The organism is Streptomyces sp. UG1 (assembly GCF_049974585.1).
In the GTDB taxonomy this organism is placed as follows: Bacteria; Actinomycetota; Actinomycetes; order Streptomycetales; family Streptomycetaceae; genus Streptomyces.
The window spans coordinates 16,422-38,330 of record NZ_JBNGGG010000018.1; the positions used below are offsets into that span (position 1 = coordinate 16,422).

Consider the following 21,909-nt stretch of genomic DNA (forward strand, 5'->3'; position numbering starts at 1 on the left):
GAGCTGGTTGCTGCCGGCCGTGACCCGTCAGCCGAGACCGGCGAGTTGGAGCAGGAGTGACTTCACATCGGTGGCCGCGACGCGGTCGCCGACAGCGCGGGGGGTGGAGCAGATGAGGAGCGGACCGTCGTCGTCGCTCACAGGAAGGCGGCCGTGGCTGCCGCGAATAGGTGACGGATCCAGGGGCACGACCGCCATGCGATAGCGCATGCCGAGCTTCTTGCGCGCGAGCGCGGTCGCGGCCTTGACCTTGACGTAGGGGTCGAGGGGATCCATGAAGAGTTCGACCGGGTCGTAGCCGGGTTTGCGATGGATCTCGACGAGTCGCGCGAAGTCGGGCGCGCGGGCGTCATCGAGCCAGTAGTAGTACGTGAACCAGGCGTCCGGCTCCGCCACGGCGACGAGTTCGCCGGAGCGCGGATGGTCGAGATGATGGGTCTTCTTGCCCTCGTCGTCGAGCAGTTGCTCGATGCCGGTCAGTCCGTCGAGGGCGGCCCGGGTCGCGTCGAGGTCCTCCGGGCGGCGCACATAGACATGGGCGATCTGGTGGTCGGCGACCGCGAAGGCACGTGAGGCCATCGGGTCCAGGTACTCCATGCCGTCCTGGGTGTGCACTTCGAGCAGTCCTGCGCGGCGCAGGGCCCGGTTGATGTCGACGGGTCGGTCCGCGCGGGTGATGCCGTACTCGGAGAGCGCCACCACGGTACGGCCCTCCGCCCGGGCGTCGTCCAGGAGCGGGGCCATGGCCGCATCCAGGTCGGCGGCCGCCTTCAGCGAGCGTGGGTCGTCGGGGCCGAAGCGCTGCAGGTCGTAGTCGAGGTGAGGGAGGTAGCAGAGCGTCAGGTCGGGATGGCGGGTGCGGATGATGTGCCGGGTCGCGTCGATGATCCAGCGGCTGGAGACGAGGTCCGCGCCGGGGCCCCAGAAGTGGAAGAGCGGGAAGGCGCCGAATGTGTCGGTGAGTTCGTCGTGGAGAGCGGGCGGGCGGGTGTAGCAGTCGGGTTCCTTGCGGCCGTCGGAGTAGTAGATCGGACGGGGGGTGACGGTGATGTCGGTGTCGGCGCCCATGGCGTACCACCAGCAGATGTTGGCGACGGTGTAGCCGGGGTGGGCGCGGCGGGCGGCGTCCCAGAGTTTGTCGCCGGTGACCAGGCCGTTGTGCTGGCGCCACAGGAGTACGTCGCCGAGGTCGCGGAAGTACCAGCCGTTGCCGACGATGCCGTGCTCCGACGGATGGGTGCCGGTGAGGAAGGTGGACTGGGCGGCGCAGGTGACGGCCGGCAGGACGGTGCCGAGCGGCGCGCGGGAGCCGGACCGGGCGAGGGCCTTGAGGTGAGGCATGTGATCGAGGAGACGGGGGGTGAGGCCCACGACGTCCAGGACGAGGAGGGGTGTGGGGCGGCGCGCGGCGGTGGTGTCCGGTCGGGGTGCCGGGCGGCCGGCCGGGGCCGCCGGGACCGCGGAGTCCGATGGCTCGGTCATGGCAGCTCCTTCAGACCCAGATCGGTCAACAGGTCGCGGGCGAGGGTGAGTTCGGCGGCGATGCCGTCCACGAGCTGGCTGCGGGCGCGGGGCCGCAGTTCGGCCGGGAGGGCCTGCCAGGTGTACGTCTCCACCTCGAGGTGGCGGGTGAGCGGCTGCGGTCCGCCGACCAGACGGGTCAGTGCGGCTTTCAGGACATCGAGTGTGGAGGTGAGGGGTGCGGCGGGGGCCGCGTGGAGCGGGACGTGGAAGTGGGCGCGCCACGGGGAGGCGTCCGGGAGGGCGTCACCGTTGAGGGCCTGGCCGAGGTCGTCGGTGCAGCGCAGGCCGGCGGCGGTGGCCGTGCGGGTCTGGTGCAGGAAGCGGGGCTCGTCGAAGGCGGCGAGGGCCCCGCGGACATCGGGGAGGTACGGGTGTTCGGCGTGCAGTGCGGCCGACAACTGGGACTTGACGACGGGGACGCGTGCTTCGGTGAGCGCGTCCAGGGCGGTGTGCGGATCTTCGAAGGAGGTGGCGAGGTGGCAGGTGTCGACGCAGATGCCGATGCGGTCGTGGCCGATCGCGGTGAGGGGGCCGATGGCGTCCCCGGTGGTCTCGACGGTGCAGCCGGGTTCGGGTTCGAGACCGACGCGGATGTCGCGGCCGGTCAGCTCCTGCAGGGCGTCGAGGCGTTCTGCGAGGCTGCGCAGGGCCGTGCGGGCGGTCTCGGCGCGGTGCTCGTCATAGGCGGTGCGCCAGGCGAGGGGCAGGGTCGAGATGCTGCCTTCGGTGACGTCGTCGGGGAGGAGGCCGGCGAGGACGCGGGCCAGGGCCGTGGTGTGGTCGAGGCGTTCGGGATCGGCCCAGTCCGGCTTGTAGACGCGGTACTTGACCTCTTCTGCGCCGAATCCCTCATAGGGGAAGCCGTTGAGGGTGACGACCTCGAGGCCGCGCCGGTCGAGTTCGGTGCGCAGGCCGCGCAGGGCGGAGGGGTCGGTGACGAGGGCGTGGGCGGCGTCCTTGGCGAGCCACAGGCCGATGCCGAGGCGGTCTCGGCCGAGCCGTCGGCGGACGGGTTCGCAGTGGTCGCGGAGTTGGGCGAGGACGCCGTCGAGGGTCTCGGCCGGGTGGACGTTGGTGCAGTAGGCGAGGTGGACGGTGGAGCCGTCGGGGTGGCGGAAGCGCATGGTTCACTCCCCGCCGCGCAGGACGGAGTTGCCCTCATGGGTGGCGCCGGGCGGGGTGACGTCGAGGTTCAGCCGGCCGCTGAGCCCGTAGAAGGCGACGGGGTTGCGCCACAGCACCAGGTCGATGTCGTCCTCACCGAAGCCCTCGGCCAGCATCAGGTCGGCGACCTTGCGGGTCTTCAGGGGATCGCTCCTGCCCCAGTCGGCGGCGGAGTTCACCAGGACCTGCTCGGGCCCGTACTCGCGGAGGATCGTGATCATCCGCTCCTCGTCCATCTTGGTGTCGGGATAGACGGAGAAACCGAGCCAGCAGCCGCTGTCCTTGGCCTCTTTGACCGTCGTCTCGTTGAGGTGGTCGACGAGGACGCGCTCCGGGGGCAGTGCGGATTCCCGGACGACGTCGAGGGTGCGGCGCAGGCCCGCGAGCTTGTCGCGGTGCGGGGTGTGGACGAGCGCGGGCAGTTCATGGTCGGCGGCGAGCTGGAGCTGCGCGGCGAGGGCGGTGTCCTCGGCGGGGGTCATCGAGTCATAGCCGATCTCGCCGACGGCGACGACCTGGTCCTTGACGAGATAGCGGGGCAGTTCGTCGAGGACCGGGACACAGCGCGGGTCGTTCGCCTCCTTGGGGTTGAGGGCGATCGTGCAGTGGTGGGCGATGCCGTACTGCGCGGCGCGGAAAGGCTCCCAGCCCAGGAGGGAGTCGAAGTAGTCGAGGAAGGAGGCGACAGAGGTGCGGGGCTGGCCGAGCCAGAAGGAGGGCTCGACGACGGCGTGGACGCCGGCGGCGTGCATGGCCTCGTAGTCGTCGGTGGTGCGGGACGTCATGTGGATGTGGGGGTCGAAGAGGCGCATCAGGACTCCTTGCCGTCGGTGCCGCGGCTGCCGCGCTCGGCAGTAGGCGCGGGCGGGATGGCCGTGGGGTCGGTCAGGGTCAGGACGCGGTGCAGGTCTTCGGGCACGGAACGGCCCGCGGCGGTGCGCTCGGCGGCGTAGTCGCCGAGCATGCGGGCGAGTTCGGCGTCGCGGTGGGCGCGGCGGTCCAGTTCGGCCACGCTGTCGATGCGGACACCGGTGAACAGGCACTTCAGGACGGCGTGCCGCCACTGGTGGGGGTCGAGGTGCCGGCCGGCGTAGGGGCCGACGGCGGCGGCGAGGAGACGGGTGTCGTTGGTGCGCAGCGCGTCCTCGACGAGCGGGAGGGCCTGTGGGCCGGGTACGAGATGGGGCAGCGCGTGCAGGACGGCGCGGCGTTCGGCGGCGGTGCCCTGGAAGTAGACCCGGGAGAGGGCGTCCGTGTCGGCGCGGGCCGCGTGCAGGATCAGGACGCGGGCGGCGTCGGCGTACTCGGAGCCGCAGCGGCGCCCGGCCTCGGCGATGCGCAACTCCCAGACGGAGATGGGGCCGTGGGTTCCAGGGTGCGCGGCGGCCTCGTCGAGGGCGCGGTGGAGCCAGGCGCGGGCGGCTGGATCGAGGTGCGCGGTGAGGTGGGCGCGCAGGTCTGGCGGTGAGGTGAGGGCGAGGGGTGTGCCTGGGCTGGCTGACGGGTGTGAGGCGTCTGCCTGGCCTTCGGTGTCCGGCCGGCCCTCGGCGTCCGGCCGGCGCTCGGTGTCCGGCCGGACCTCGGTGCCGGCCCGCCCGTCGGTGCCCGCTCGGCCTGCGGTGCCCGCTCGGCCCTCGGCGTCAGGCCTGTGCTCGGCGGCAGCACGGCCCGCCGTGCCGACCCTGCCCTCGGCGCCGACTCCGCCCTCGGCGGGCGTTCGGGGCTCGGCACGCGTTCCGGCCTCGGTGCGCGCTCTGTGCTCGATGTCCGCTCGGCGCTCGGTGTCCGCTTGGCACTCGGTGTCCGCTCGGCGCTCGGTGTCCGCGCCCGGGGTCGCCGGGCTGGTGCGGGGGCGGGTCATGAGGTGCTCCCTTCAGGGGTGGCGGAGGGATCGCCATGGGGTGGGACGAGTACGGGAGATCGGGTGGCCGTTGCTTCGGCGCGGCGCAGGAACGGGAGGGAGAGTTCGGCGAAGTGAGGGCCCGCGTGGGAGTGGCGGGGCAGTTCGACGACGGTCAGGCCCTGGTAGCCGGTGGCGGAGAGGGCGGCGAGGACGGGTGGGAAATCGATCTCGCCGTCACCGAAGGGGAGGTGTTCATGGACGCCGCGGCGCATGTCCTCGATCTGGACGTGGCGCAGCCAGGGGGCGGCGGCGCGTACGCAGTCGGCGGGAGAGAGGGGTTCGAGGCACTGGCAGTGGCCGATGTCGAGGGTCAGGCCGAGGTGTTCCGGGTCGCCGAGGGCCCGGTGGAGTCGGTGGAAGTCGGCGAGGGTGGCGAGGAGGTGGCCGGGTTCGGGTTCGACGGCGAGCGGGATGCCGGCGGCGGTGGCGGCGTCCAGGACCGGGGAGAGCGCGTCGGTCAGACGGTGCCAGGCGGTGTCCTGGTCCGTGCCCTGCGGTGTGATTCCGCTGAAGCAGTGGACGGCGTGGGCACCGAGGTCGGCGGCCACCCGGACGGCGCGGATCAGCAGGTCGATGCGGCGGACGCGGTCGTCCGGGTCGGGGTCCAGCAGGGAGGGGCCGTGCTTGCGGCGCGCGTCGAGCACATAGCGGGCGCCCGTCTCCACGGTGACGTCCAGGCCGAGCGCGTCGAGCCGCTGCGCCAGGCGGCGGGTGCGGGCGGCGAGGTCCGGGGCGAGCGGGTCGAGGTGCATGTGGTCGAGGGTCAGACCGACACCGTCGTAGCCGAGGTCGGCGAGCAGGGCCAGGGCGTCGTCGAGGCGGAGGTCGGCGAGGCCGTTGGTGCCATAGCCGAAGCGGAGGAGGCCGCCGGGCTCGGTGCCGGTGCCGGGCGGAAAGCGGCCGTCGGTGCCCGGGCGGCCTGCGACGCCCGGGGCTGTGGAGCCCGGGACTTCGGCGGGACGCGCCGGGACAGCCGTCGCACGGCTCGGCGAGGACGGGGCGCTGCGGCCCGACGCCCCGTCGGACCCGCCCGGGCCGGCCGTCTCGTGGCTCATGTGACGCTCACCTTCCTTCCGAATCTCCGGCCCAGCGGGGCGAGTCCCGCGACGCACAGGGCGGTGAGGGCCGCGCCGGATCGGGCGGACAGTGCGGCCTGGAGCGGGATGGTGGCGCGGATGCCGCCGCCGACGGCCCGTTGGGTGAGTGGAGGTGAGGGGTTGAGCGTGGCGTGGAAGTAAGGGCGGCCGGCGGTCGCGGCGTAGGTGGCGGCCAGGGCCATGCACAGGGCGCGGGCGGGCGGCCGGGCCTGGCCGAGCACCGGCACTCGGCGGCGAGCGGCAGTGGCAGGGGCAGCGGCCGAGGTGCCGTGCTCGAAGGCGAGTGGAAGCGTGCCCGGCAACCCGGTACCGCTGGTCGGCCCAGGCCCGCCGGACCGGCGCCGCCCCCGGCCGGCAACCGCGAGGGCGTCGTCGCGCCAGGGCCCCGGCAGAGCGTGGGCGGCCGCAGACCCGCCGCCCGCCGCAGATGCCGTGGGTCGGCGTGTCAGCAGGCGGCTCAGGAGTGCCGTGGTGGTCAGCGCCGCGAGCGGTGCCATGGGCGAACCGCTCCTCGTCTCCTGGCGGGACACCGTGGTGACGGCCAGCGTGTGGGTGCCGAGCAGGGCGGCTGACGGGAGGGCCTCGCGGGTGTGGCCGGTGGTGGCCGCGGCGCCGAGGAGGAGGTCGAGTGCGCGGGCCGTGGCCATGGCTGCGGGGCCGGCGGGGGTGTGCTTCAGGGCGAGGTCGTAGGCCCAGACGGCGGCCGCGAGCGGCGCGGCGACCGTGAGGGCGGGGCGGCCGGCACAGGCGGCGAGTGCGAGGCCCGCGCCGGTCAGGGCACAGGCCGCGGTGAGGGCGGCTGCGGGGTGGACGCGGCCGGACGGGAGGGGGCGATGGGGGCGCTCGACGGCGTCCTCCGCGCGGTCCGCCCAGTCGTTGAGGGCCATTCCTGCCTCGTACAGACAGAGGGAGGAACCGATGGCGAGCAGGGTGCGGGAGTCGGGGCGGGCGGCGGTCGCGGCGACGCCGGCGAGGGCGTCGCCGGGGACGGTGAACAGGGCGGGGAGGCGGAGCAGTTCGGCCCAGGCGAGTGCCGGACGGCGCGGCTCTCCCGTATCGCCGGGGGTCGGCGGCGTGGGCGTCTCCCGGCGCCGACGGTGCCGGTTCACTGCCGCTCCTCGTCGGAGTCGGAACCGGAGTGCGGCGCCGGCTCTCCGAGGCGTGCGGCCGTCAGTCGTTGCGCGAAGCCCGCCAGTGCCGCGTACTGCTCCCCAAGGGCCGCGGGCCCCTCCCCCGCCGGGTCCTTGAAGTAGAAGCCGAGTTCGGAAAGCGGGCCGGACAGGCCGGCCTCGTGGGCGCGGGCCGTCAAGCGGGCCAGGTCGAGGACCAGCGGTGCCGCGAGGGAGGAGTCGCAGCCCTGCCACGTGGTCTGGAGGATCATGCGGGTGCCGAGGAAGCCGTCGAAGGCGATGTGGTCCCAGGCGGTCTTCCAGTCGCCGAGGGCGGGGACGTCGTCGATGTGGACCTCGCCCTCGACAGGGGTGCCGAGGGTGTCGGTCAGGACCCTCTCCTTGCCGGCGTTCTTCGCCGCCGCGGCGGCCGGGTCGGCGAGGGAGGCGCCGTCGCCGCCGCCCAGCAGGTTGGTGCCGGACCAGGCGCGCACAACCAGGGCGCGTTGGGCGAACATCGGGCCCAGCACGGACCGCAGCAGTGTCTGACCCGTCTTGCCGTCGCGGCCCGCGTAGGGCAGCCCGGCCGACGCCATCAGGGGTGCCAGCGCCGGGTGGTCCAGGCCGGTCGAGGGGGTGAAGTTCACGTAGGGGCAGCCCGCTCGCAGGGCCGCCGTCGCGTACAGCGAACTCGGGGGCAGGGCGGTGCCGGTGGGTGGGGGCTCGGTGGAGGCGACGTTCACCACGACCGCGCGGGTGAGGTCGCATCGCCGTATGAAGTCCTGGATGTCTTCGGCGAAGGCGGTGATCAGGTCCGATTCGCTGCGCGTGTCGCCGGGGAGCGGGCCGCCGGGCCTGATCTCCGCGTCCGCGGTGGCGAGTTCGGCGCGTATCGCCGTGGGCAGGCCGGGGGGTAGCACGCCGCCCGCTGCCAGGGCTTCCGCGCGTTTGGGCAGGGGGCAGTCCACCGTGTCGTGTCCGCCGAAGACGAGGGACGACAGCGCGGGCAGGCCGCTGTCCGCGAACATCGGCGTCTCGGTGACCAGGCCCGTCGGCGGGTGCAGTCCCGCGGTGACGGCGGCGCATCCGGCGACCACGGTCGTGGCGACGGAGCCGCGCGCCCCGATCAGCCAGACGCCGACGCGTGATGCGGGCGGGGGAACGGACGCGGACATGGCAGCCTCCTTGTCGAGCGCGTCGTATGCGAGCCCCATGGGCCGGGCCTGCGGCGAGGCCCGGTGGGGTGAAGACGGCGGGCGGGAGTCCGGCGTCGCCCGCCCGCCGTCGCTCAGTCGCCCTGCGTGGACTTCGCGGGCAGTTCCTTGATCCGGATGTCACGGAAGGACACCTCGTCGTCGGCCCCGTGGTTCTGGATGCCGATGTGTCCGTCGGTGAGGCTCCGGGCCGGGTCGGTGTTGGTGAAGTCGTTGATCTTCACACCGTTGAGATAGACGCGCAGGCGTTCGCCCTGCACGCGGATCTCGTACGTGTTCCACTCACCCGGCGGGTTCAGCGCACGGTCGCGTTTCTTCAGATCGGCGGACTTGAAGCCGTACACCGCGCCGGTGGTGCGGTCGGCGGCGTCGGTCGCGTCGATCTGGATCTCGTAACCGTTGTTTACGGCCGACCACGGGTCGTCCGAGGGCGGGAAGCCCACGAACACACCGGAGTTGTCGTCGCCGGCCATCTTCCAGTCGAGCTTCACGGAGTACGATCCGAAACCCGATCCGGCGTACCAGAGCATCCCCATCCCGCCGGTCGAGGTGAGGGTGCCGTCGGCGGCCAGGGTGAAGGAGCCGGGGCCCGCCTGTCGCCAGGCGTCCAGCGAGGCCTGCGTGCCGTCGAAGAGCGGACGGTAGCCGTTCTCCGGGCGGCAGTCGGCCTGCGCGTCTCCGATGGCCCAGCGGATCCCGCCGAGCAGGTGCTCGCGGAACTCGGGCTCGGCGAAGGACTCCTTCGTATGGCCGCCCCCGGTGTAGAAGGCGCGGCCGCCCTGGTAGTTCTGGCACCAGGCGATCGGGTGGTCGCCGTTCATGGTGCCGCCGGTGTACGAGGACTCGTCGAGGGACGCCAGGACATGGGCCCGCTCACGGGGGTTCGAGCGGTAGTTGTACCACTCGTCCGTGCGGTTCCAGGTCTGGGCGAGCCCCGAGGTCGCCGGGTGGGCGTGGTCCTCGACGTCGACCGTCGCGGGCTGGATCGCCGGGTGCGACTGGAAATAGGCGCCGGCGAGGCCGCCGTAGAACTCCCAGTCGTACTCGGTGTCGGCGGCCGCGTGGATGCCGACATACGCCCCGCCCTGCCGGATGTAGCCCTCGAACGCCCGCTGCTGGGCGGCGTTCAGGACGTCTCCGGTCGTCGACAGGAACACGACCGCGGCGTAGCGGCCGAGGTTGCCGGCGGTGAAGGCAGCGGCGTCCTCGGTCGCGTCGACCGTGAAGCCGCCCTGCTCGCCGAGCTGTTTGACCGCGGCGACGCCGTCGGGGATGGAGTCGTGGCGGAAGCCGGCCGTCTTGGAGAAGACCAGTACCCGTTCACTCTTCGCGCCGGGCCGCGGGGCCTGGGACGCGGCCGGTTCCGAGACGCAGCCCAGGAGTACGGCGGCTCCTACGGCTGCCGTTGTCAGTCGTCCGGTTGGACGCATGCTCCGTGCCTCCTCTCAACCCGTCGTGAAGGTGAAGTCGTCCACGTCGTACAGGGCCGCGGTGCCGCTGCCCTTGAAGACCAGGTACAGCGTGGTCGTGCCCCTGGGCGCGCTGGACAGGTCGGCGCTGACGTCCTGGAAGGTCTCCCAGCCGCCGGTCACCGGCACGGTCGCCTTGCCGAGCAGCTTGCCCGTCGAGGATCCCGCACGGACCTCGAGCGTGCCGCCCGCGCCACCCGAGGAGATACGGGCCGTGATCTGCCGCGCGTTGCTCAGGGCGTACGGCGTGAAGGAGATCCAGTCGCCGTTGTGGATGTTGCCGACCGTCCGGCCGCCGTGCGCGGTGTCCTTGGTGATGACGGAGACGCCGGAGCCGTTGCCGAAGTGCTCGGCCTGGCGGTGCTTGGGCTGGGTGACGTTCTGGTCGTTTGTGGTGAGCGAGGCCTGGCCGCCGCCACCGTTGTCGGTGTACTCGGCGTCGATGACGCCGAAGATGTTGGCGTCCTCGTCATGGCCGCCGTCGGCGCTGGTCTGCAGGGTGCCCGTGCAGCCGTTGGCCGAGGTCAGCGGGTGGCCGTGGCTGTCGTGGCCGAGGATGAAGCTGACCTTGACCTTGGAGCAGTCGATGGTCCGGTCCTCGGGGTCACTGACCCGCACCTTGAACGGGATCGCGTCACCGAAGCTGAAGAGCTGCCCGTCCCGCGGCAGTTCCAGCGTCACCTTGGGCGCGGTGTTGCCGACCACGATCTGCACGCTCGCGCTGCCGGTGCGGCCCGAGGGGTCCTCGGCGGTCAGGGACGCGGTGTAGGTGCCGTTCTTCTTGTAGCGGTGCGTCGGGTTGGCCGCCGTGGACTTGCCGCCGTCGCCGAAGTCCCAGCTGTACGTCAGGGCGTCGCCGTCCTGGTCGGACGTGCCCTCCGAGGAGAACCGGACCTTGAACGGGGCCTTCCCGGACGTCCTGCTCGCCGCGGCCTGCGCGACCGGCGAGTGTCCGTCGGTGGCGTTCTCGATCCGGTACAGGGCCGAGTTCTCGTCACCGCCGAACCAGGCGGTGCCGTAGTCCAGCACATACAGCGCGCCGTCCGGGCCGAAGGCCATGTCCATGATCTGGGTGCCGGTCCACGGGACGTCGTTGATCGACTGCACGGTCCCGGCGTCGTCGCTGACGATCCGCTTGATCCAGCGGCGGCCGAACTCCCCGGCGAAGAAGTTCCCGTCGTAGGCCTCGGGGAACTTCACCGGCGAGTCGAGCGCGGGGTCGTAGTGGTAGACCGGGCCGCCCATCGGGGACTCGGAGCCGGTGCCGAACTCGGGTACGGATCCGCCGTCGTAGGGGATCCAGGCGGCCTGGGCCGGGGGAAGGTCGGTCAGGCCGGTGTTGTTCGGTGAGGTGTTCTTCGGGGCGGCGCAGTCGAAGGACGCGCCGGACTGGCCAGTGGCGAAGTCGTAGTCGACGTAGGGTTCGTTGTCGCCGACGCAGTACGGCCACCCGTAGTTGCCGGGGGCGGTGACGCGGGCGAACTCGACCTTTCCCGCCGGGCCGCGCGCCGGGTCGGCGGCGCCGGCGTCGGGGCCGTAGTCGCCGACGTAGAGGATCCCCGTCTTCTGGTCGACGCTGAAGCGGAACGGGTTGCGGAAGCCCATCGCGTAGATCTCGGGCCGCGTCTTGTCGGTGCCCGGCGCGAAGAGGTTGCCCTCGGGGATCGAGTAGGAGCCGTCGGCGTTCACCTTGATGCGCAGGATCTTGCCGCGCAGGTCGTTGGTGTTGCCGGCGGAGCGCTGGGCGTCGAAGGCCGGGTTGCGGTTGGAGCGCTCGTCGATCGGGGTGAAGCCGTCCGACTGGAACGGATTGGTGTCGTCGCCCGTTGAGAGATACAGGTTGCCCGCCGCGTCGAAGTCGATGTCACCGCCGACATGGCAGCACAGGCCGCGGGAGGCGGGGATGTCGAGGATCTTCGTCTCGCTGGCAGTGTCGAGCGTGCCGTCGGTCTTGAGGACGAAGCGGGAGAGGCGGTTGACGCCGTCGAACGGGGCGAAGTCCGCCGCCGTTCCGGTCTCGGGGGCGTCACCGGCAGGGGTGTCGAGCGGGGGTGCGTAGTAGAGGTAGATGAAGCGGTTCTCGGCGAATCCGGGGTCGACGCCGACGCCCTGCAGGCCTTCCTCGTCGTGCGTGTACACGTCGAGCTTGCCCGCGAGCTTGGTGTTGCCGGCCGCGTCGGTGACGCGCAGTTCGCCGTCGCGGGAGGTGTGCAGGACCGAGCGGTCCGGGAGGACGGCGAGCGACATGGGCTCGCCGACCTCCGGTTCGCCCTTGGCGAGGGTGACCTGCTGGAAGTCCTCCGCCGCGGCGGAGGTCGCCTCGCCGGCGACGGCTGCGCCGGCCTGGGGCGCGGTGAAGGTGAGCGTGGCGCCCGCCAGCAGCGCGCCGCTCAGCAGCGCCACCGCCTTGCGGAAGGTCGGGCGTCGTCTGTGGGTCTCGCTTCTGCCGGTGCTGGTGGTGCGGTCGTTCCCGTGCACGAGTGCCTCCAGAATGGGGCCGGTTGTACGGGCGGGTGCGTACGCCGGGATGCGCCGTCATCCCGGAGAGCGAGGGCAGGGCTCGACGAGCCCTTGAGAGGAGGTCAGTTGCCGAACGCCGCGTCGAAGGAGGCGGACGGCGGCTCGAAGTCGTACGCCTTGAGGCGGGCCAGCGCCTCGGGGGCGCCCTGGAGCCGGTCCATGCCGGCGTCCTCCCACTCGACGGAGATCGGTCCCTGGTAGCCGATGGAGCGCAGCATCCGGAAGACGTCCTCCCAGGGCACGTCGCCGTGCCCGGCCGACACGAAGTCCCAGCCGCGGCGCGGGTCGCCCCACGGCAGATGGGAGCCGAGGCGGCCGTTGCGTCCGTCGAGGCGCTTGCGGGCCTCCTTGCAGTCGACGTGGTAGATGCGGTCGCGGAAGTCCCAGAGGAAGCCGACGGGGTCGAGGTCCTGCCACACGAAGTGCGACGGGTCGAAGTTCAGCCCGAAGGCCGGGCGGTGGTCGACGGCTTCGAGGGTGCGTACGGTCGTCCAGTAGTCGTAGGCGATCTCGCTCGGGTGGACCTCGTGCGCGAACCGCACGCCCTGCGCGTCGAAGACGTCGAGGATCGGGTTCCAGCGCTCGGCGAAGTCCGCGTAGCCGCGTTCGATCATCGACTCCGGCGCGGGCGGGAACATGGCGACCAGATGCCAGATGGCGGAGCCGGTGAAGCCGATCACGGTGTCGACGCCGAAGGCGGCCGCGGCGCGCGCGGTGTCCTTCATACGGTCCGCGGCCCGCCGCCGTACCCCTTCCGGGTCGCCGTCGGCCCACACCTCGCCCGGCAGGATGGCCTGGTGGCGTTCGTCGATGATGGCGTCGCAGACGGCCTGGCCGACCAGGTGGTTGGAGATCGCCCAGCACTTGAGGCCGTACTTGTCGAGGAGCTGGCGCCTGGACTCCACGTACGAGGGGTCGCTCAGTGCCTTGTCGACCTCGAAGTGGTCGCCCCAGCACGCGAGTTCGAGCCCGTCGTAGCCGAAGTCGCGGGCGAGCCGGCAGACCTCCTCCAGTGGCAGGTCGGCCCACTGGCCGGTGAACAGTGTGAACGTACGCGGCATGGCGCGTCAGCCTCCTCAGACCGCGATCGGGGTGTAGACGGAGTTCTTCTCGGCGCTCTCCTCCACCGCCGCGAGCACGCGCTGCACCTGCAGCCCGTCGGCGAAGGAGGGCTCGGGCCGGCGGCCCTCGGCGATGGCGTGGACCAGGTCGCGGGCCTGGTGGACGAAGGTGTGCTCGTAGCCGAGGCCGTGGCCCGGGGGCCACCAGGCCTCCAGGTAGGGGTGGTCGGGTTCGGTGACGAGGATGCGGCGGAAGCCGGCGTGCGCGGCGGCTTCCGTGCCGTCGTGGTAGGCGAGTTCGTTGAGCCGCTCCAGGTCGAAGGCGATCGAGCCGCGTTCGCCGTTGAGCTCGATGCGCAGCGCGTTCTTGCGGCCGGTGGCGTAGCGGGTGGCCTCGAAGGAGGCGAGGGCGCCGGAGCCGAAGCGGCCGGTGAACACGGCGGCGTCGTCGACGGTGACCTGGCCGGTGGCGCCCTCGGCCGAGACGGCGGACAGGCCCTTCACGGCCCCGCCGGGCAGCGGGCGCTCCCCTACGAAGGTCTCGGTCAGGGCGGACACGCCGCTCAGCCGCTCCCCCACCAGGTACTGCGCGAGGTCGATGATGTGCGCGCCCAGGTCGCCCAGCGCGCCCGAGCCGGCCAGCTCCTTGCGCAGCCGCCAGGTGAGCGGGAACTGCGGGTCCACCAGCCAGTCCTGAAGGTACGTCACCCGCACGTGGCGCAGGCTGCCGAGACGGCCCTCGGCGACCATGCTGCGGGCGAGGGCGGTGGCCGGCAGGCGACGGTAGTTGAAGCCGACCATCGCCAACTGGCCCCGTCCGTGGGCCTCTTCGGCCGCCGCGACCATCGCCTCGGCCTCCTCGACGCTGTTCGCGAGGGGCTTCTCGCACAGGACGTGCTTGCCCGCGGCCAGCGCGGCGAGCGCGATCTCGGCGTGGCTGTCGCCCGGGGTGCAGATGTCGACGAGGTCGATGTCGTCCCGCTCGATCAGGGCCCGCCAGTCGGTCTCGGCCGCCGCCCAGCCGTGCCGGTCGGCCGCCGCGCGCACGGCCGCCGCGTCCCGTCCGCAGATCGCGGCCATGACCGGGGTGCGGGGGAGGTCGAAGACACGGCCCGCGGTGCGCCAGCCCTGCGAGTGGGCGGCGCCCATGAAGGCGTAGCCGACCATGCCGACGCGCAGCGGTGGCCTGCCGGCTCCCGTGCCCGGTGCTCCCGCCTCGCCGGCCGTGGCCCGTGCCTCCGCCTCGGCCTCTTCGGGCTGCTGCGGCTGTCCCATGCGATGGTCCTCCTCGTCGTCGTGGAGCGGTGGGGGGTTGGGGGCGTCCTGCGAACGTCGCGGTCGAGTCGTGCGGGCGTTGACCGCCTGGCGCACGGACCTGGCGGTCGTCACCGCCGTGACCGTGACCACGGCCGTGTCCGGAGCGGCCGGAGCCGTGTCACGGGCGGCGCGGTGGCCATGCCCGGGGCGGCGGTGCCGGCCCGGACTGCGGTGCCGGCCCGGACCGCAGAGCCGGCTCGCGCACCGGCCCGAGGCCCGCGTACCGACCCGAGGCCTGCGCACCGGCCCCAGGCCCGCGCACCAGCCGAAGCCAGCCCGCGCACGGGCGTCGGCCCGCGCACCGGCCAAGGCCCGCGCCCCGGGCGTCGGCCCCGGACCCGCGTCCCGAACCGGTGCCCCGGCCCGACCCACTCGCGAAACCCGTCCGCCGTGTGGCCGGCCCGGCCGCGCAGGTACGACGACCCGGGCCACGAACCTGGACCACGAAACAGCCCGCCCGGCATCTCCCCGGCTCGATCCGCTTGACGCTCCCGGCTGCCCTGCCCGACGGACGCTCGGTCCCCTCGGGCAGGGTGCGCCTCACTTGAAGCCGGTGGACATGTACTGGTCGACGTTGGTCTTGTCGACGACCGCCGAGTAGAGCGTGATCGAGGCGGGAATCTCGAACTCCGCCATGCCGCCGACGCCCTTGCTCTGGCCCAGCGCACGGGCCAGGTCGACGGCGGACGCGGCCATGGTCGGCGGGTACAGCACCGTGGCCTTCATGACGCCGTTGTCCTGCTTGATGGCCTCGAAGGCGTACAGCGCGCCCGCGCCGCCGACCATCAGGAAGTCGTCGCGCCCGGCCTGGTCGATGGCGCGCATGGCGCCCACACCCTGGTCGTCGTCATGGTTCCACAGCGCGTCGAACTTCGGCTGGGCCTGCAGCAGTTGCGCCATCTTCGCCTGCCCCGACTCGACCGTGAACTCGGCCGCCTGCCGGGCCACCTTCTTGATGTTGGGGTAGTTCTTCAGCGCGTCGTCGAAGCCCTGGGTGCGCTGCCTGGTCAGCTCCAGGTTGTCCAGGCCGGCCAGTTCGATGACCGTGGCGCCCGACTTGCCCTTGAGCTTCTCGCCGATGTAGTGCCCGGCGTTGAGGCCCATGCCGTAGTTGTCGCCGCCGATCCAGCAGCGGTACGCCTGCGGGGTGTTGAAGATCCGGTCGAGGTTGATGACCGGGATGCCCGCGCGCATCGCCTTCAGGCCGACCTGGGTGAGGGCCTTGCCGTCGGCGGGCAGCACCACCAGCACGTCGACCTTCTTGTTGATCAGCGTCTCGATCTGGCCGATCTGCGCGGCGGTGTCGTTGGAGCCCTCGGTGATCTCCAGCGTCACATCGGAGTACTTCTGCGCCCGGCTCTTGGCGTTGTCGTTGATCGCGTTGAGCCAGCCGTGGTCGGCCTGCGGTCCGGCGAAGCCGATGGTGACCTGCTTGCCGGGCTTGTCGTCGGCGGCCGGCTGGTCGTTGGCGGCCGGCTCGTCCTTGGGCTCGTTGCTCGTGCAACCCGCAAGGAGGGCACCCGCCCCTACGGCGGCGGTTCCGAACAGCAGCCCTCTGCGACTGGTGAGCTCTGGCATGGCGGTGAACCCTTTCCTCAGGTCGTGCTCGCGGTACGGCGCTGGACCAGCACGGCGGCGACGATGATCGCGCCCTTGGCGATCTGCTGGACGTCGCTCTGCAGGTTGTTCAGGGCGAAGATGTTGGTGATCGTGGTGAAGATCAGGACGCCGAGCACGGAGCCGACGATGGTGCCGCGGCCCCCGGTGAGCAGCGTGCCGCCGATGATGGCGGCGGCGATGGCGTCGAGTTCGTAGAGGTTGCCGTTGGTGTTCTGGCCGGAGCCGGACAGGATGATCAGCAGGAAGGCGGCGATGCCGCAGCACAGTCCGGACAGCAGGTAGAGGTAGAGCCGCTGGCGGCGTACGTCGATGCCGGCGAGGCGGGCGGCCTCCGCGTTGCCGCCGACGGCGACCGAGCGGCGCCCGAAGGTCGTGCGGTTCAGGATCAGCCAGCCGATGATCGTCACGACCGCGAACACCATGACCAGCGGCGGGATGCCGAGCACATACGCGTCGCGCTCACCGAGGTCCAGCACGGAGGGCACGGTGACGATCTGCGTCTTGCCGTCGGTGATCTGCAGGGCCAGTCCGCGGGCGGAGGCCAGCATGGCGAGCGTGGCGATGAACGGGACCATCCCGCCGTACGCGATCAACATCCCGTTGACCAGCCCGCACCCCACGCCGACGAGCACCGCCGTGAAGAGGATGCCGCCGAAGCCGAAGTCCTGGGTCGCGACCGTCGTCGCCCACACCGAGGCGAGCGCGACGATCGCGCCGACGGACAGGTCGATGCCGCCGGAGATGATGACGAAGGTCATGCCGACGGTGACGACGCCGATCACGGAGGCCTGGGTGAGGACGAGCTGGAGGTTGCGGGTGTCCAGGAACTGGTCCGGCTTGGTGATGCCGCCGATGATGATCAGCGCGGCGAGGACGCCGAGCAGGGAGAGGGTGCGCACGTCGGCGCGGGCCATCAGGCCCCGCCAGGCGGGGGCTCCGTCGGCCGACGGCACCTTGCCGGTGCTGTCGCGCGGCGGGGAGGCGTGCTGCGTCATGACGCCGGGCTTCCTTCCATGACGAGGTCGAGTACGCGGTGTTCGTCGAGTTCGCGCGCGGGCGCCGTGTGTACGACGCGGCCCTCGCGCAGCACCAGGACGCGGTCGGCGAGGCCCAGCACCTCGGGCACCTCGCTGGAGACCAGCAGCACGGCGAGGCCTTCGTCGGCCAGTCGGCGTACGACCGCGTACAGTTCGGCGCGGGCGCCGACGTCGACGCCGCGGGTGGGTTCGTCGAGCAGCAGGACGCGGCAGCCGCGCAGCAGCCAGCGCGCCAGGACGGCCTTTTGCTGGTTGCCGCCGGAGAGGGTGCGCACCGGCACCGAAGGGTTGTCGGGGCGCAGCGACAGCTCGCGCGTCGCGGCCCGCGCCGCACCCAGTTCGGCGGTGCGGTCGATCCAGCCGCCGCGCGAGAAGCGGGACATGGACGACACCGAGACATTGCGGGTGACGGACTCCAGCATCAGCAGGGCCTGCGCCTTGCGTTCCTCGGGGGCGAGCCCGAGCCCGGCGCGCACGGCGGCCCGTACGCTGCCCGGCTTCAGCGCCCGGCCGTCCACGAGGACCTGGCCCGCGGTGGGTTTCCTGGCGCCGTAGATCGTCTCCAGGATCTCGGAGCGCCCCGAGCCGACCAGTCCGGCGAGCCCGACGATCTCCCCGGGCCGCACGCTCAGGTCGAGGGGCTCGAACTCCCCTTCGCGGGCGAGTGCGCGCACCTCCAGCAGCGGCTTGTCGGCCGTGACGTCCTTCATCGGCCGCTCGGGGAAGACGTACTCGACGTTGCGTCCCGTCATCATCGCCACCACGTCACGCGTCGGCGTCGTCTTCGCCGGCAGCCCGCCCGCCACGGCCCGCCCGTCCTTCAGCACGGTCACCCGGTCGCCGATCCGGCGGATCTCCTCCAGCCGGTGCGAGATGTAGACGACGGCGACGCCGGCGGTGGTGAGGTCGCCGACGATGCGGAAGAGGTTGTCGACCTCGTCGGGGTCGAGGGCGGCGGACGGCTCGTCCATCACGATCAGCCGTACGTCGTGGGAGAGCGCCCGGGCCATCGAGACGATCTGCTGCTGGGCCGCCGACAGGTCCCCCACCAGGCGTCCCGGTTCGATCTCGGGATGTCCAAGCCGCTTGAGGAGTTGAGTGGTCGATGCCCTGGCGGCCTTTCCGCGGACGACGAAGCCGGCCGCCGTGGGTTCATGGCCGAGGTGGACGTTCTCGGCCACCGACAGGTGCTCCACCAGGTCGAGTTCCTGGTAGATGGTGGCGATTCCGAGGCGCATCGCGGCGATCGGCGAGCGGAGGGTGACCTCCTCGCCGCGCCAGCGGATGGTGCCGGTGTCGGGCTGGTGGGCGCCGGCCAGGACCTTGATGAGGGTGGACTTGCCGGCGCCGTTCTGGCCGAGCAGACAGTGCACTTCACCGGCCTGGACGTCGAGGTCGACGCCGTCGAGGGCGCGGACTCCGGGGAACGACTTGGTGATGCCGTTCATGCTGAGCAGCGGTGGTTCTGGTGCCATGAGGTCCCCTTGGCGGGCGTGCGGGCCGGTTTCAGGGCAGGGCGAAGCAGGGCGCGGTGCTGGTACAGCCGTACTGAACTGAGTGCTTACGCGGGTGAGAACAGGTGGTCGCTGATGAGCCGGGCCGCGCCGATGACGCCGGCGGTGGGGCCCAACTCGCCCAGGACGATGGGGAGGTTGCCGGTCGCCAGGGGCAGCGACTGGCGGTAGACCTGGGTGCGGATCGCGGCGAGCAGGTTGTGGCCGAGGCCGGTCACCCCGCCGCCGATCACCACCAGGCCGGGGTTGAAGAAGCTGACGAGTCCGGCGATGACCTGGCCGACGTGGTTGCCGCCCTCGCGGATCAGGTCGAGTGCGGTGGCGTCGCCGGCGGCGGCCGCGGCGGCGACGTCTACGGCGGTCAGGGTGCCGTTCGCCTCCAGCCGCGAGGCGAGTTCCTCCGACCGCCCCGCCTGGGCCGCCTCCACGGCGTCCCGGGCCAGGGCCGCCCCGCTGAAGTGGGCCTCCAGGCAGCCCCGGTTGCCGCAGGCGCAGGGACGGCCGTCGGGCACGGCCTGGATGTGCCCGATGTCGCCCGCGCTGCCGGTGACACCGCGGTGGACGTCACCGCCGGCGACGATGCCGCAGCCGATGCCGGTGCCGATCTTGACGCAGAGGAAGTCGCCCACGGAGCGTGCGACGCCCGCGTGCTGCTCCCCCATCGCCATGAGGTTCACGTCGTTGTCGACCATGACCGGGCAGCCCAGTTCCTGGCTGAGGGCCTCCCGCACCGGGAAGCCGTCCCAGCCCGGCATGATCGGCGGGGCCACCGGGACGCCCTCGGGGAAGCGGACCGGTCCGGGGACGCCGATGCCGGCGCCGTCGAATCCTTCCGCGAGCCCGGAGGCCTTCAACTTCGCGGCCATGGACAGGACTTGCTCGAAGACCGCGACCGGGCCCTCGCGTACGTCCATGGGCTGGTTGAGGTGGCCGAGGATCTCCAGTTCGGCGTTGGTGACGGCGACGTCGACCGAGGTCGCGCCGATGTCGACGCCGAAGAAGCGCAGCCCGGGGTTGAGCCGGATGTTGTGGGAGCGCCGGCCACCGCGCGAGGCGGCGAGTCCGTCGGCCACGACCAGGCCCGTCTCCAGCAGGCGGTCCACCTCCACGGCCAGCTTGGACCGTGAGAGGTCGATCCGATCGCCCAACTGAGCCCGGGAGTTGGGCCCTGCGTCGCGCAGCAGCCGGAGCAGCTTGGCCTGATGGGCGTTCGCGGGTCGTGCCGTCATGCGTCTCACGAGCCCCTCCCCGCCTCAATCGGCCTGAGCGCGCCGGGTTTCGGCCACTTCCGTGACCTGCTTTCGAGGGGAACGTAGCAGCGGCTGCCGAAGGTGGGAAGAACTTGAGCAGAGATTGCCGTCAACTTTCTCCACTCACAGGACAAAGACGAGAGCGTGCGAGGTCGCGGACGGCAGTCTCCGTCTCGGTCCCGGTTCAGAGAGGGCCCGCAGGCCGCATGAACCCGTAGGCCGCACTAACCCATAGGCCGCATGAACCCGTAGGCCGCACAGCCTCCGGCCGCCGCACAGCCGCCCCCCGGCAACGCCGCGCTCAGGACTTGGCGCGCGCGTGATACGACCGTCGCGTGTGCTCCGTGTGCTCCCGCATGAGCTGGGTGGCCCGCTGTTCGTCGCGGGCGGTGATCGCGGCGATCATGCCGCGGTGCTCGATCCAGGACTGGTGGCCGCGCTGGCGGGCGACCGGCGTGTAGTACCAGCGGACACGGCGGTCGACCTGGGCCGCGAGTTCCGCGAGGACCGCGTTGCCCGCCAGCTCCATGATCTTCGCGTGGAAGCGGGCGTTGAGGGCGACGGCGGCGTCCACGTCATCGGCGGCGACGGCCTTCTCGCCCTCGGCGCACAGTTCCTCCAGGGCCTTGATGCCGGCGGTGTCGGCGTGGGCGGCGGCGAGCCGGGCGGCCTCGGCCTCCAGCAGGGTGCGGACGGTGAGGAGCTGGTCGGCCTCCGCCTCCGTCGGCTCGTGCACGAACGCGCCCTGCGCGGGCCGCAGATCGACCCAGCCCTCGGTGTTCAGCCGCTGCAGCGCCTCGCGCACCGGCTGGCGTGACACGCCGAGGTGACCTGCCAGCTCGCTCTCGACCAGGTGCTGGCCGGGCTGGAGGGCGCGGGTGGTGATGAGTTCCAGCAGCGCCTCGTAGACACGGTCGCGCAGCGGGCCGGGCCGTTCGAGCTTGGGCACCGCACCCTGCGGCAGTCCTGTCGACAACATCGGTTCCCCTCCTGGGCGAACGCCGGGCGACTGCGTCCCGTAGCGGGCCGTCACTGAAAGCCAGTATCAATTGTCTTTCGTCTACAGTCTACGGCGCACAAAGGCCAGGGGGCCGGGGAGTTGGCCACGTCACACGCGGGTCGTCGCACAGCGTCAGGGACAGCGCACGACCTGGCCCGCATACGACAGGTTCCCGCCGAACCCGAACAGCAGCACCGGGTCCCCGGTCGAGATCCGCCCCTGCTCCACCAGCTTGGACAGCGCCAGCGGAATGCTCGCCGCCGAGGTGTTCCCCGACTCGGCGACATCCCGCGCGACCACGGCGTTGACCGCGCCGATCTTGAGGGCGAGGGGCTCGATGATGCGCAGGTTGGCCTGGTGCAGCACGACCCCGGCGAGGTCCTCGGGTGCGAGGCCCGCGCGCTCGCAGGCCCGGCGGGCGATGGCCGGGAGCTGCGTCGTCGCCCAGCGGTAGACGCTCTGCCCCTCCTGCGCGAACCGCGCCGGCTGCCCCTCGATGCGCACCGCGTGCCCCATCTCGGGCACCGAACCCCACAGCACCGGCCCGATGCGGGCCTCCTCGGCCGCCTCCACGACGGCGGCGCCGGCCCCGTCGCCGACCAGCACACAGGTCGTACGGTCGCTCCAGTCCGTCACGTCGGACATCTTGTCGGCGCCGATCACCAGCGCCCGGGCCGCGGCCCCCGCCCGCACGGCGTGGTCGGCGGTGGCCAGGGCATGGGTGAAGCCGGCGCACACGACGTTGACGTCCATCGCGGCGGGCGAGGGGATGCCGAGCCGGGCCGCGACGCGTGCGGCCATGTTGGGGGAGCGGTCGATGGCGGTGGAGGTGGCGACCAGGACCAGGTCGATGTCGCCGGGCGCGAGGCCGGCCGCCGCGAGCGCCTTGGCGGCAGCGTGCGCGGCGAGCTCGTCGACCGGTTCGTCGGGCCCGGCGATGTGGCGCGTACGGATGCCCACCCGGGATGTGATCCACTCGTCACTGGTGTCGACCATGCCCGCGAGGTCCTCGTTGGTGAGTACCTTCGCGGGCTGATAGTGGCCGACTGCGGCGATGCGCGAGCCGTTCATCGATGGTGATCCCCTCGGGCCTCGGGTAGCGGGATTCAC

Annotated in this window: 17 protein-coding genes; all 17 read right to left on the reverse strand. The window is 72.1% G+C overall.

Annotated elements, in window-relative coordinates; genetic code table 11:
• Positions 1-27 precede the first annotated feature (27 nt).
• The 17 genes from ACP4J3_RS20880 to ACP4J3_RS20960 all read right to left on the reverse strand — a co-directional run bounded on the left by ACP4J3_RS20880 (position 28) and on the right by ACP4J3_RS20960 (position 21,870).
• Complete coding sequence (locus ACP4J3_RS20880; protein WP_426536563.1) at positions 28-1,482, reverse strand: nucleotide pyrophosphatase/phosphodiesterase family protein; 1,455 nt, start codon at positions 1,480-1,482, stop codon at positions 28-30.
• A complete protein-coding gene (eboE, locus tag ACP4J3_RS20885; RefSeq protein ID WP_426536565.1) occupies positions 1,479-2,648 on the reverse strand; it encodes a metabolite traffic protein EboE in 1,170 nt (389 codons plus the stop codon). Before eboE ends, ACP4J3_RS20880 begins: the two co-directional genes overlap by 4 nt.
• A gap of 3 nt (positions 2,649-2,651) precedes the next feature.
• Positions 2,652-3,500: a TatD family hydrolase gene (locus ACP4J3_RS20890; RefSeq protein ID WP_426536567.1), complete on the reverse strand. Its 849-nt coding sequence runs from the start codon at positions 3,498-3,500 to the stop codon at positions 2,652-2,654.
• A complete protein-coding gene (locus ACP4J3_RS20895; protein ID WP_426536822.1) occupies positions 3,500-4,144 on the reverse strand; it encodes an EboA domain-containing protein in 645 nt (214 codons plus the stop codon). Before ACP4J3_RS20895 ends, ACP4J3_RS20890 begins: the two co-directional genes overlap by 1 nt.
• 401 nt (positions 4,145-4,545) lie before the next feature.
• Positions 4,546-5,646, reverse strand: a complete 1,101-nt coding sequence (locus ACP4J3_RS20900; RefSeq protein ID WP_426536569.1) for a sugar phosphate isomerase/epimerase family protein — start codon at positions 5,644-5,646, stop codon at positions 4,546-4,548.
• Complete coding sequence (locus ACP4J3_RS20905; protein WP_426536571.1) at positions 5,643-6,797, reverse strand: SCO3242 family prenyltransferase; 1,155 nt, start codon at positions 6,795-6,797, stop codon at positions 5,643-5,645. Before ACP4J3_RS20905 ends, ACP4J3_RS20900 begins: the two co-directional genes overlap by 4 nt.
• The gene (locus ACP4J3_RS20910) at positions 6,794-7,972 is read right to left on the reverse strand and encodes an inositol-3-phosphate synthase (RefSeq protein ID WP_426536573.1); all 1,179 of its coding nucleotides are present in this window, start codon (positions 7,970-7,972) and stop codon (positions 6,794-6,796) included. Before ACP4J3_RS20910 ends, ACP4J3_RS20905 begins: the two co-directional genes overlap by 4 nt.
• A gap of 113 nt (positions 7,973-8,085) precedes the next feature.
• Positions 8,086-9,441, reverse strand: a complete 1,356-nt coding sequence (locus ACP4J3_RS20915) for a ThuA domain-containing protein (RefSeq protein WP_426536575.1) — start codon at positions 9,439-9,441, stop codon at positions 8,086-8,088.
• Positions 9,442-9,456: 15 nt separating this feature from the next.
• Positions 9,457-11,958, reverse strand: coding sequence for a PQQ-dependent sugar dehydrogenase (locus tag ACP4J3_RS20920; protein WP_426536577.1), 2,502 nt, complete (start codon positions 11,956-11,958; stop codon positions 9,457-9,459).
• A gap of 104 nt (positions 11,959-12,062) precedes the next feature.
• On the reverse strand, positions 12,063-13,061 hold the full coding sequence (locus ACP4J3_RS20925; RefSeq protein WP_426536579.1) for a sugar phosphate isomerase/epimerase family protein: 999 nt from the start codon (positions 13,059-13,061) through the stop codon (positions 12,063-12,065).
• A 15-nt stretch (positions 13,062-13,076) separates the two neighbouring features.
• Positions 13,077-14,336 (reverse strand): Gfo/Idh/MocA family protein, encoded by a 1,260-nt coding sequence (locus ACP4J3_RS20930; protein WP_426536581.1) that lies wholly within the window; start codon positions 14,334-14,336, stop codon positions 13,077-13,079.
• Between the two features lie 582 nt (positions 14,337-14,918).
• Positions 14,919-15,956, reverse strand: a complete 1,038-nt coding sequence (locus ACP4J3_RS20935; protein ID WP_426536583.1) for a substrate-binding domain-containing protein — start codon at positions 15,954-15,956, stop codon at positions 14,919-14,921.
• A 17-nt stretch (positions 15,957-15,973) separates the two neighbouring features.
• The gene (locus ACP4J3_RS20940; RefSeq protein WP_426536585.1) at positions 15,974-16,993 is read right to left on the reverse strand and encodes an ABC transporter permease; all 1,020 of its coding nucleotides are present in this window, start codon (positions 16,991-16,993) and stop codon (positions 15,974-15,976) included.
• Entirely contained in the window at positions 16,990-18,510 is a 1,521-nt protein-coding gene (locus ACP4J3_RS20945; protein WP_426536587.1) for a sugar ABC transporter ATP-binding protein, read from the reverse strand. The genes ACP4J3_RS20940 and ACP4J3_RS20945 overlap by 4 nt, the downstream gene beginning before the upstream one ends.
• An 86-nt stretch (positions 18,511-18,596) precedes the next feature.
• Positions 18,597-19,778: an ROK family transcriptional regulator gene (locus tag ACP4J3_RS20950; protein WP_426536589.1), complete on the reverse strand. Its 1,182-nt coding sequence runs from the start codon at positions 19,776-19,778 to the stop codon at positions 18,597-18,599.
• Between the two features lie 322 nt (positions 19,779-20,100).
• Complete coding sequence (locus ACP4J3_RS20955; protein ID WP_426536591.1) at positions 20,101-20,778, reverse strand: GntR family transcriptional regulator; 678 nt, start codon at positions 20,776-20,778, stop codon at positions 20,101-20,103.
• 153 nt (positions 20,779-20,931) lie between these two features.
• The gene (locus ACP4J3_RS20960) at positions 20,932-21,870 is read right to left on the reverse strand and encodes a beta-ketoacyl-ACP synthase III (protein WP_426536593.1); all 939 of its coding nucleotides are present in this window, start codon (positions 21,868-21,870) and stop codon (positions 20,932-20,934) included.
• Positions 21,871-21,909 lie beyond the last annotated feature (39 nt).

Coding starts and splice junctions, on each gene's coding strand:
- ACP4J3_RS20880 (WP_426536563.1), bottom strand. CDS start 1,482: ATGACCGAGCCATCGGACTCCGCGGTCCCGGCGGCCCCGGCCGGCCGC.
- eboE (WP_426536565.1), bottom strand. CDS start 2,648: ATGCGCTTCCGCCACCCCGACGGCTCCACCGTCCACCTCGCCTACTGC.
- ACP4J3_RS20890 (WP_426536567.1), bottom strand. CDS start 3,500: ATGCGCCTCTTCGACCCCCACATCCACATGACGTCCCGCACCACCGAC.
- ACP4J3_RS20900 (WP_426536569.1), bottom strand. CDS start 5,646: ATGAGCCACGAGACGGCCGGCCCGGGCGGGTCCGACGGGGCGTCGGGC.
- ACP4J3_RS20910 (WP_426536573.1), bottom strand. CDS start 7,972: ATGTCCGCGTCCGTTCCCCCGCCCGCATCACGCGTCGGCGTCTGGCTG.
- ACP4J3_RS20915 (WP_426536575.1), bottom strand. CDS start 9,441: ATGCGTCCAACCGGACGACTGACAACGGCAGCCGTAGGAGCCGCCGTA.
- ACP4J3_RS20925 (WP_426536579.1), bottom strand. CDS start 13,061: ATGCCGCGTACGTTCACACTGTTCACCGGCCAGTGGGCCGACCTGCCA.
- ACP4J3_RS20930 (WP_426536581.1), bottom strand. CDS start 14,336: ATGGGACAGCCGCAGCAGCCCGAAGAGGCCGAGGCGGAGGCACGGGCC.
- ACP4J3_RS20935 (WP_426536583.1), bottom strand. CDS start 15,956: ATGCCAGAGCTCACCAGTCGCAGAGGGCTGCTGTTCGGAACCGCCGCC.
- ACP4J3_RS20940 (WP_426536585.1), bottom strand. CDS start 16,993: ATGACGCAGCACGCCTCCCCGCCGCGCGACAGCACCGGCAAGGTGCCG.
- ACP4J3_RS20945 (WP_426536587.1), bottom strand. CDS start 18,510: ATGGCACCAGAACCACCGCTGCTCAGCATGAACGGCATCACCAAGTCG.
- ACP4J3_RS20950 (WP_426536589.1), bottom strand. CDS start 19,778: ATGACGGCACGACCCGCGAACGCCCATCAGGCCAAGCTGCTCCGGCTG.
- ACP4J3_RS20955 (WP_426536591.1), bottom strand. CDS start 20,778: ATGTTGTCGACAGGACTGCCGCAGGGTGCGGTGCCCAAGCTCGAACGG.
- ACP4J3_RS20960 (WP_426536593.1), bottom strand. CDS start 21,870: ATGAACGGCTCGCGCATCGCCGCAGTCGGCCACTATCAGCCCGCGAAG.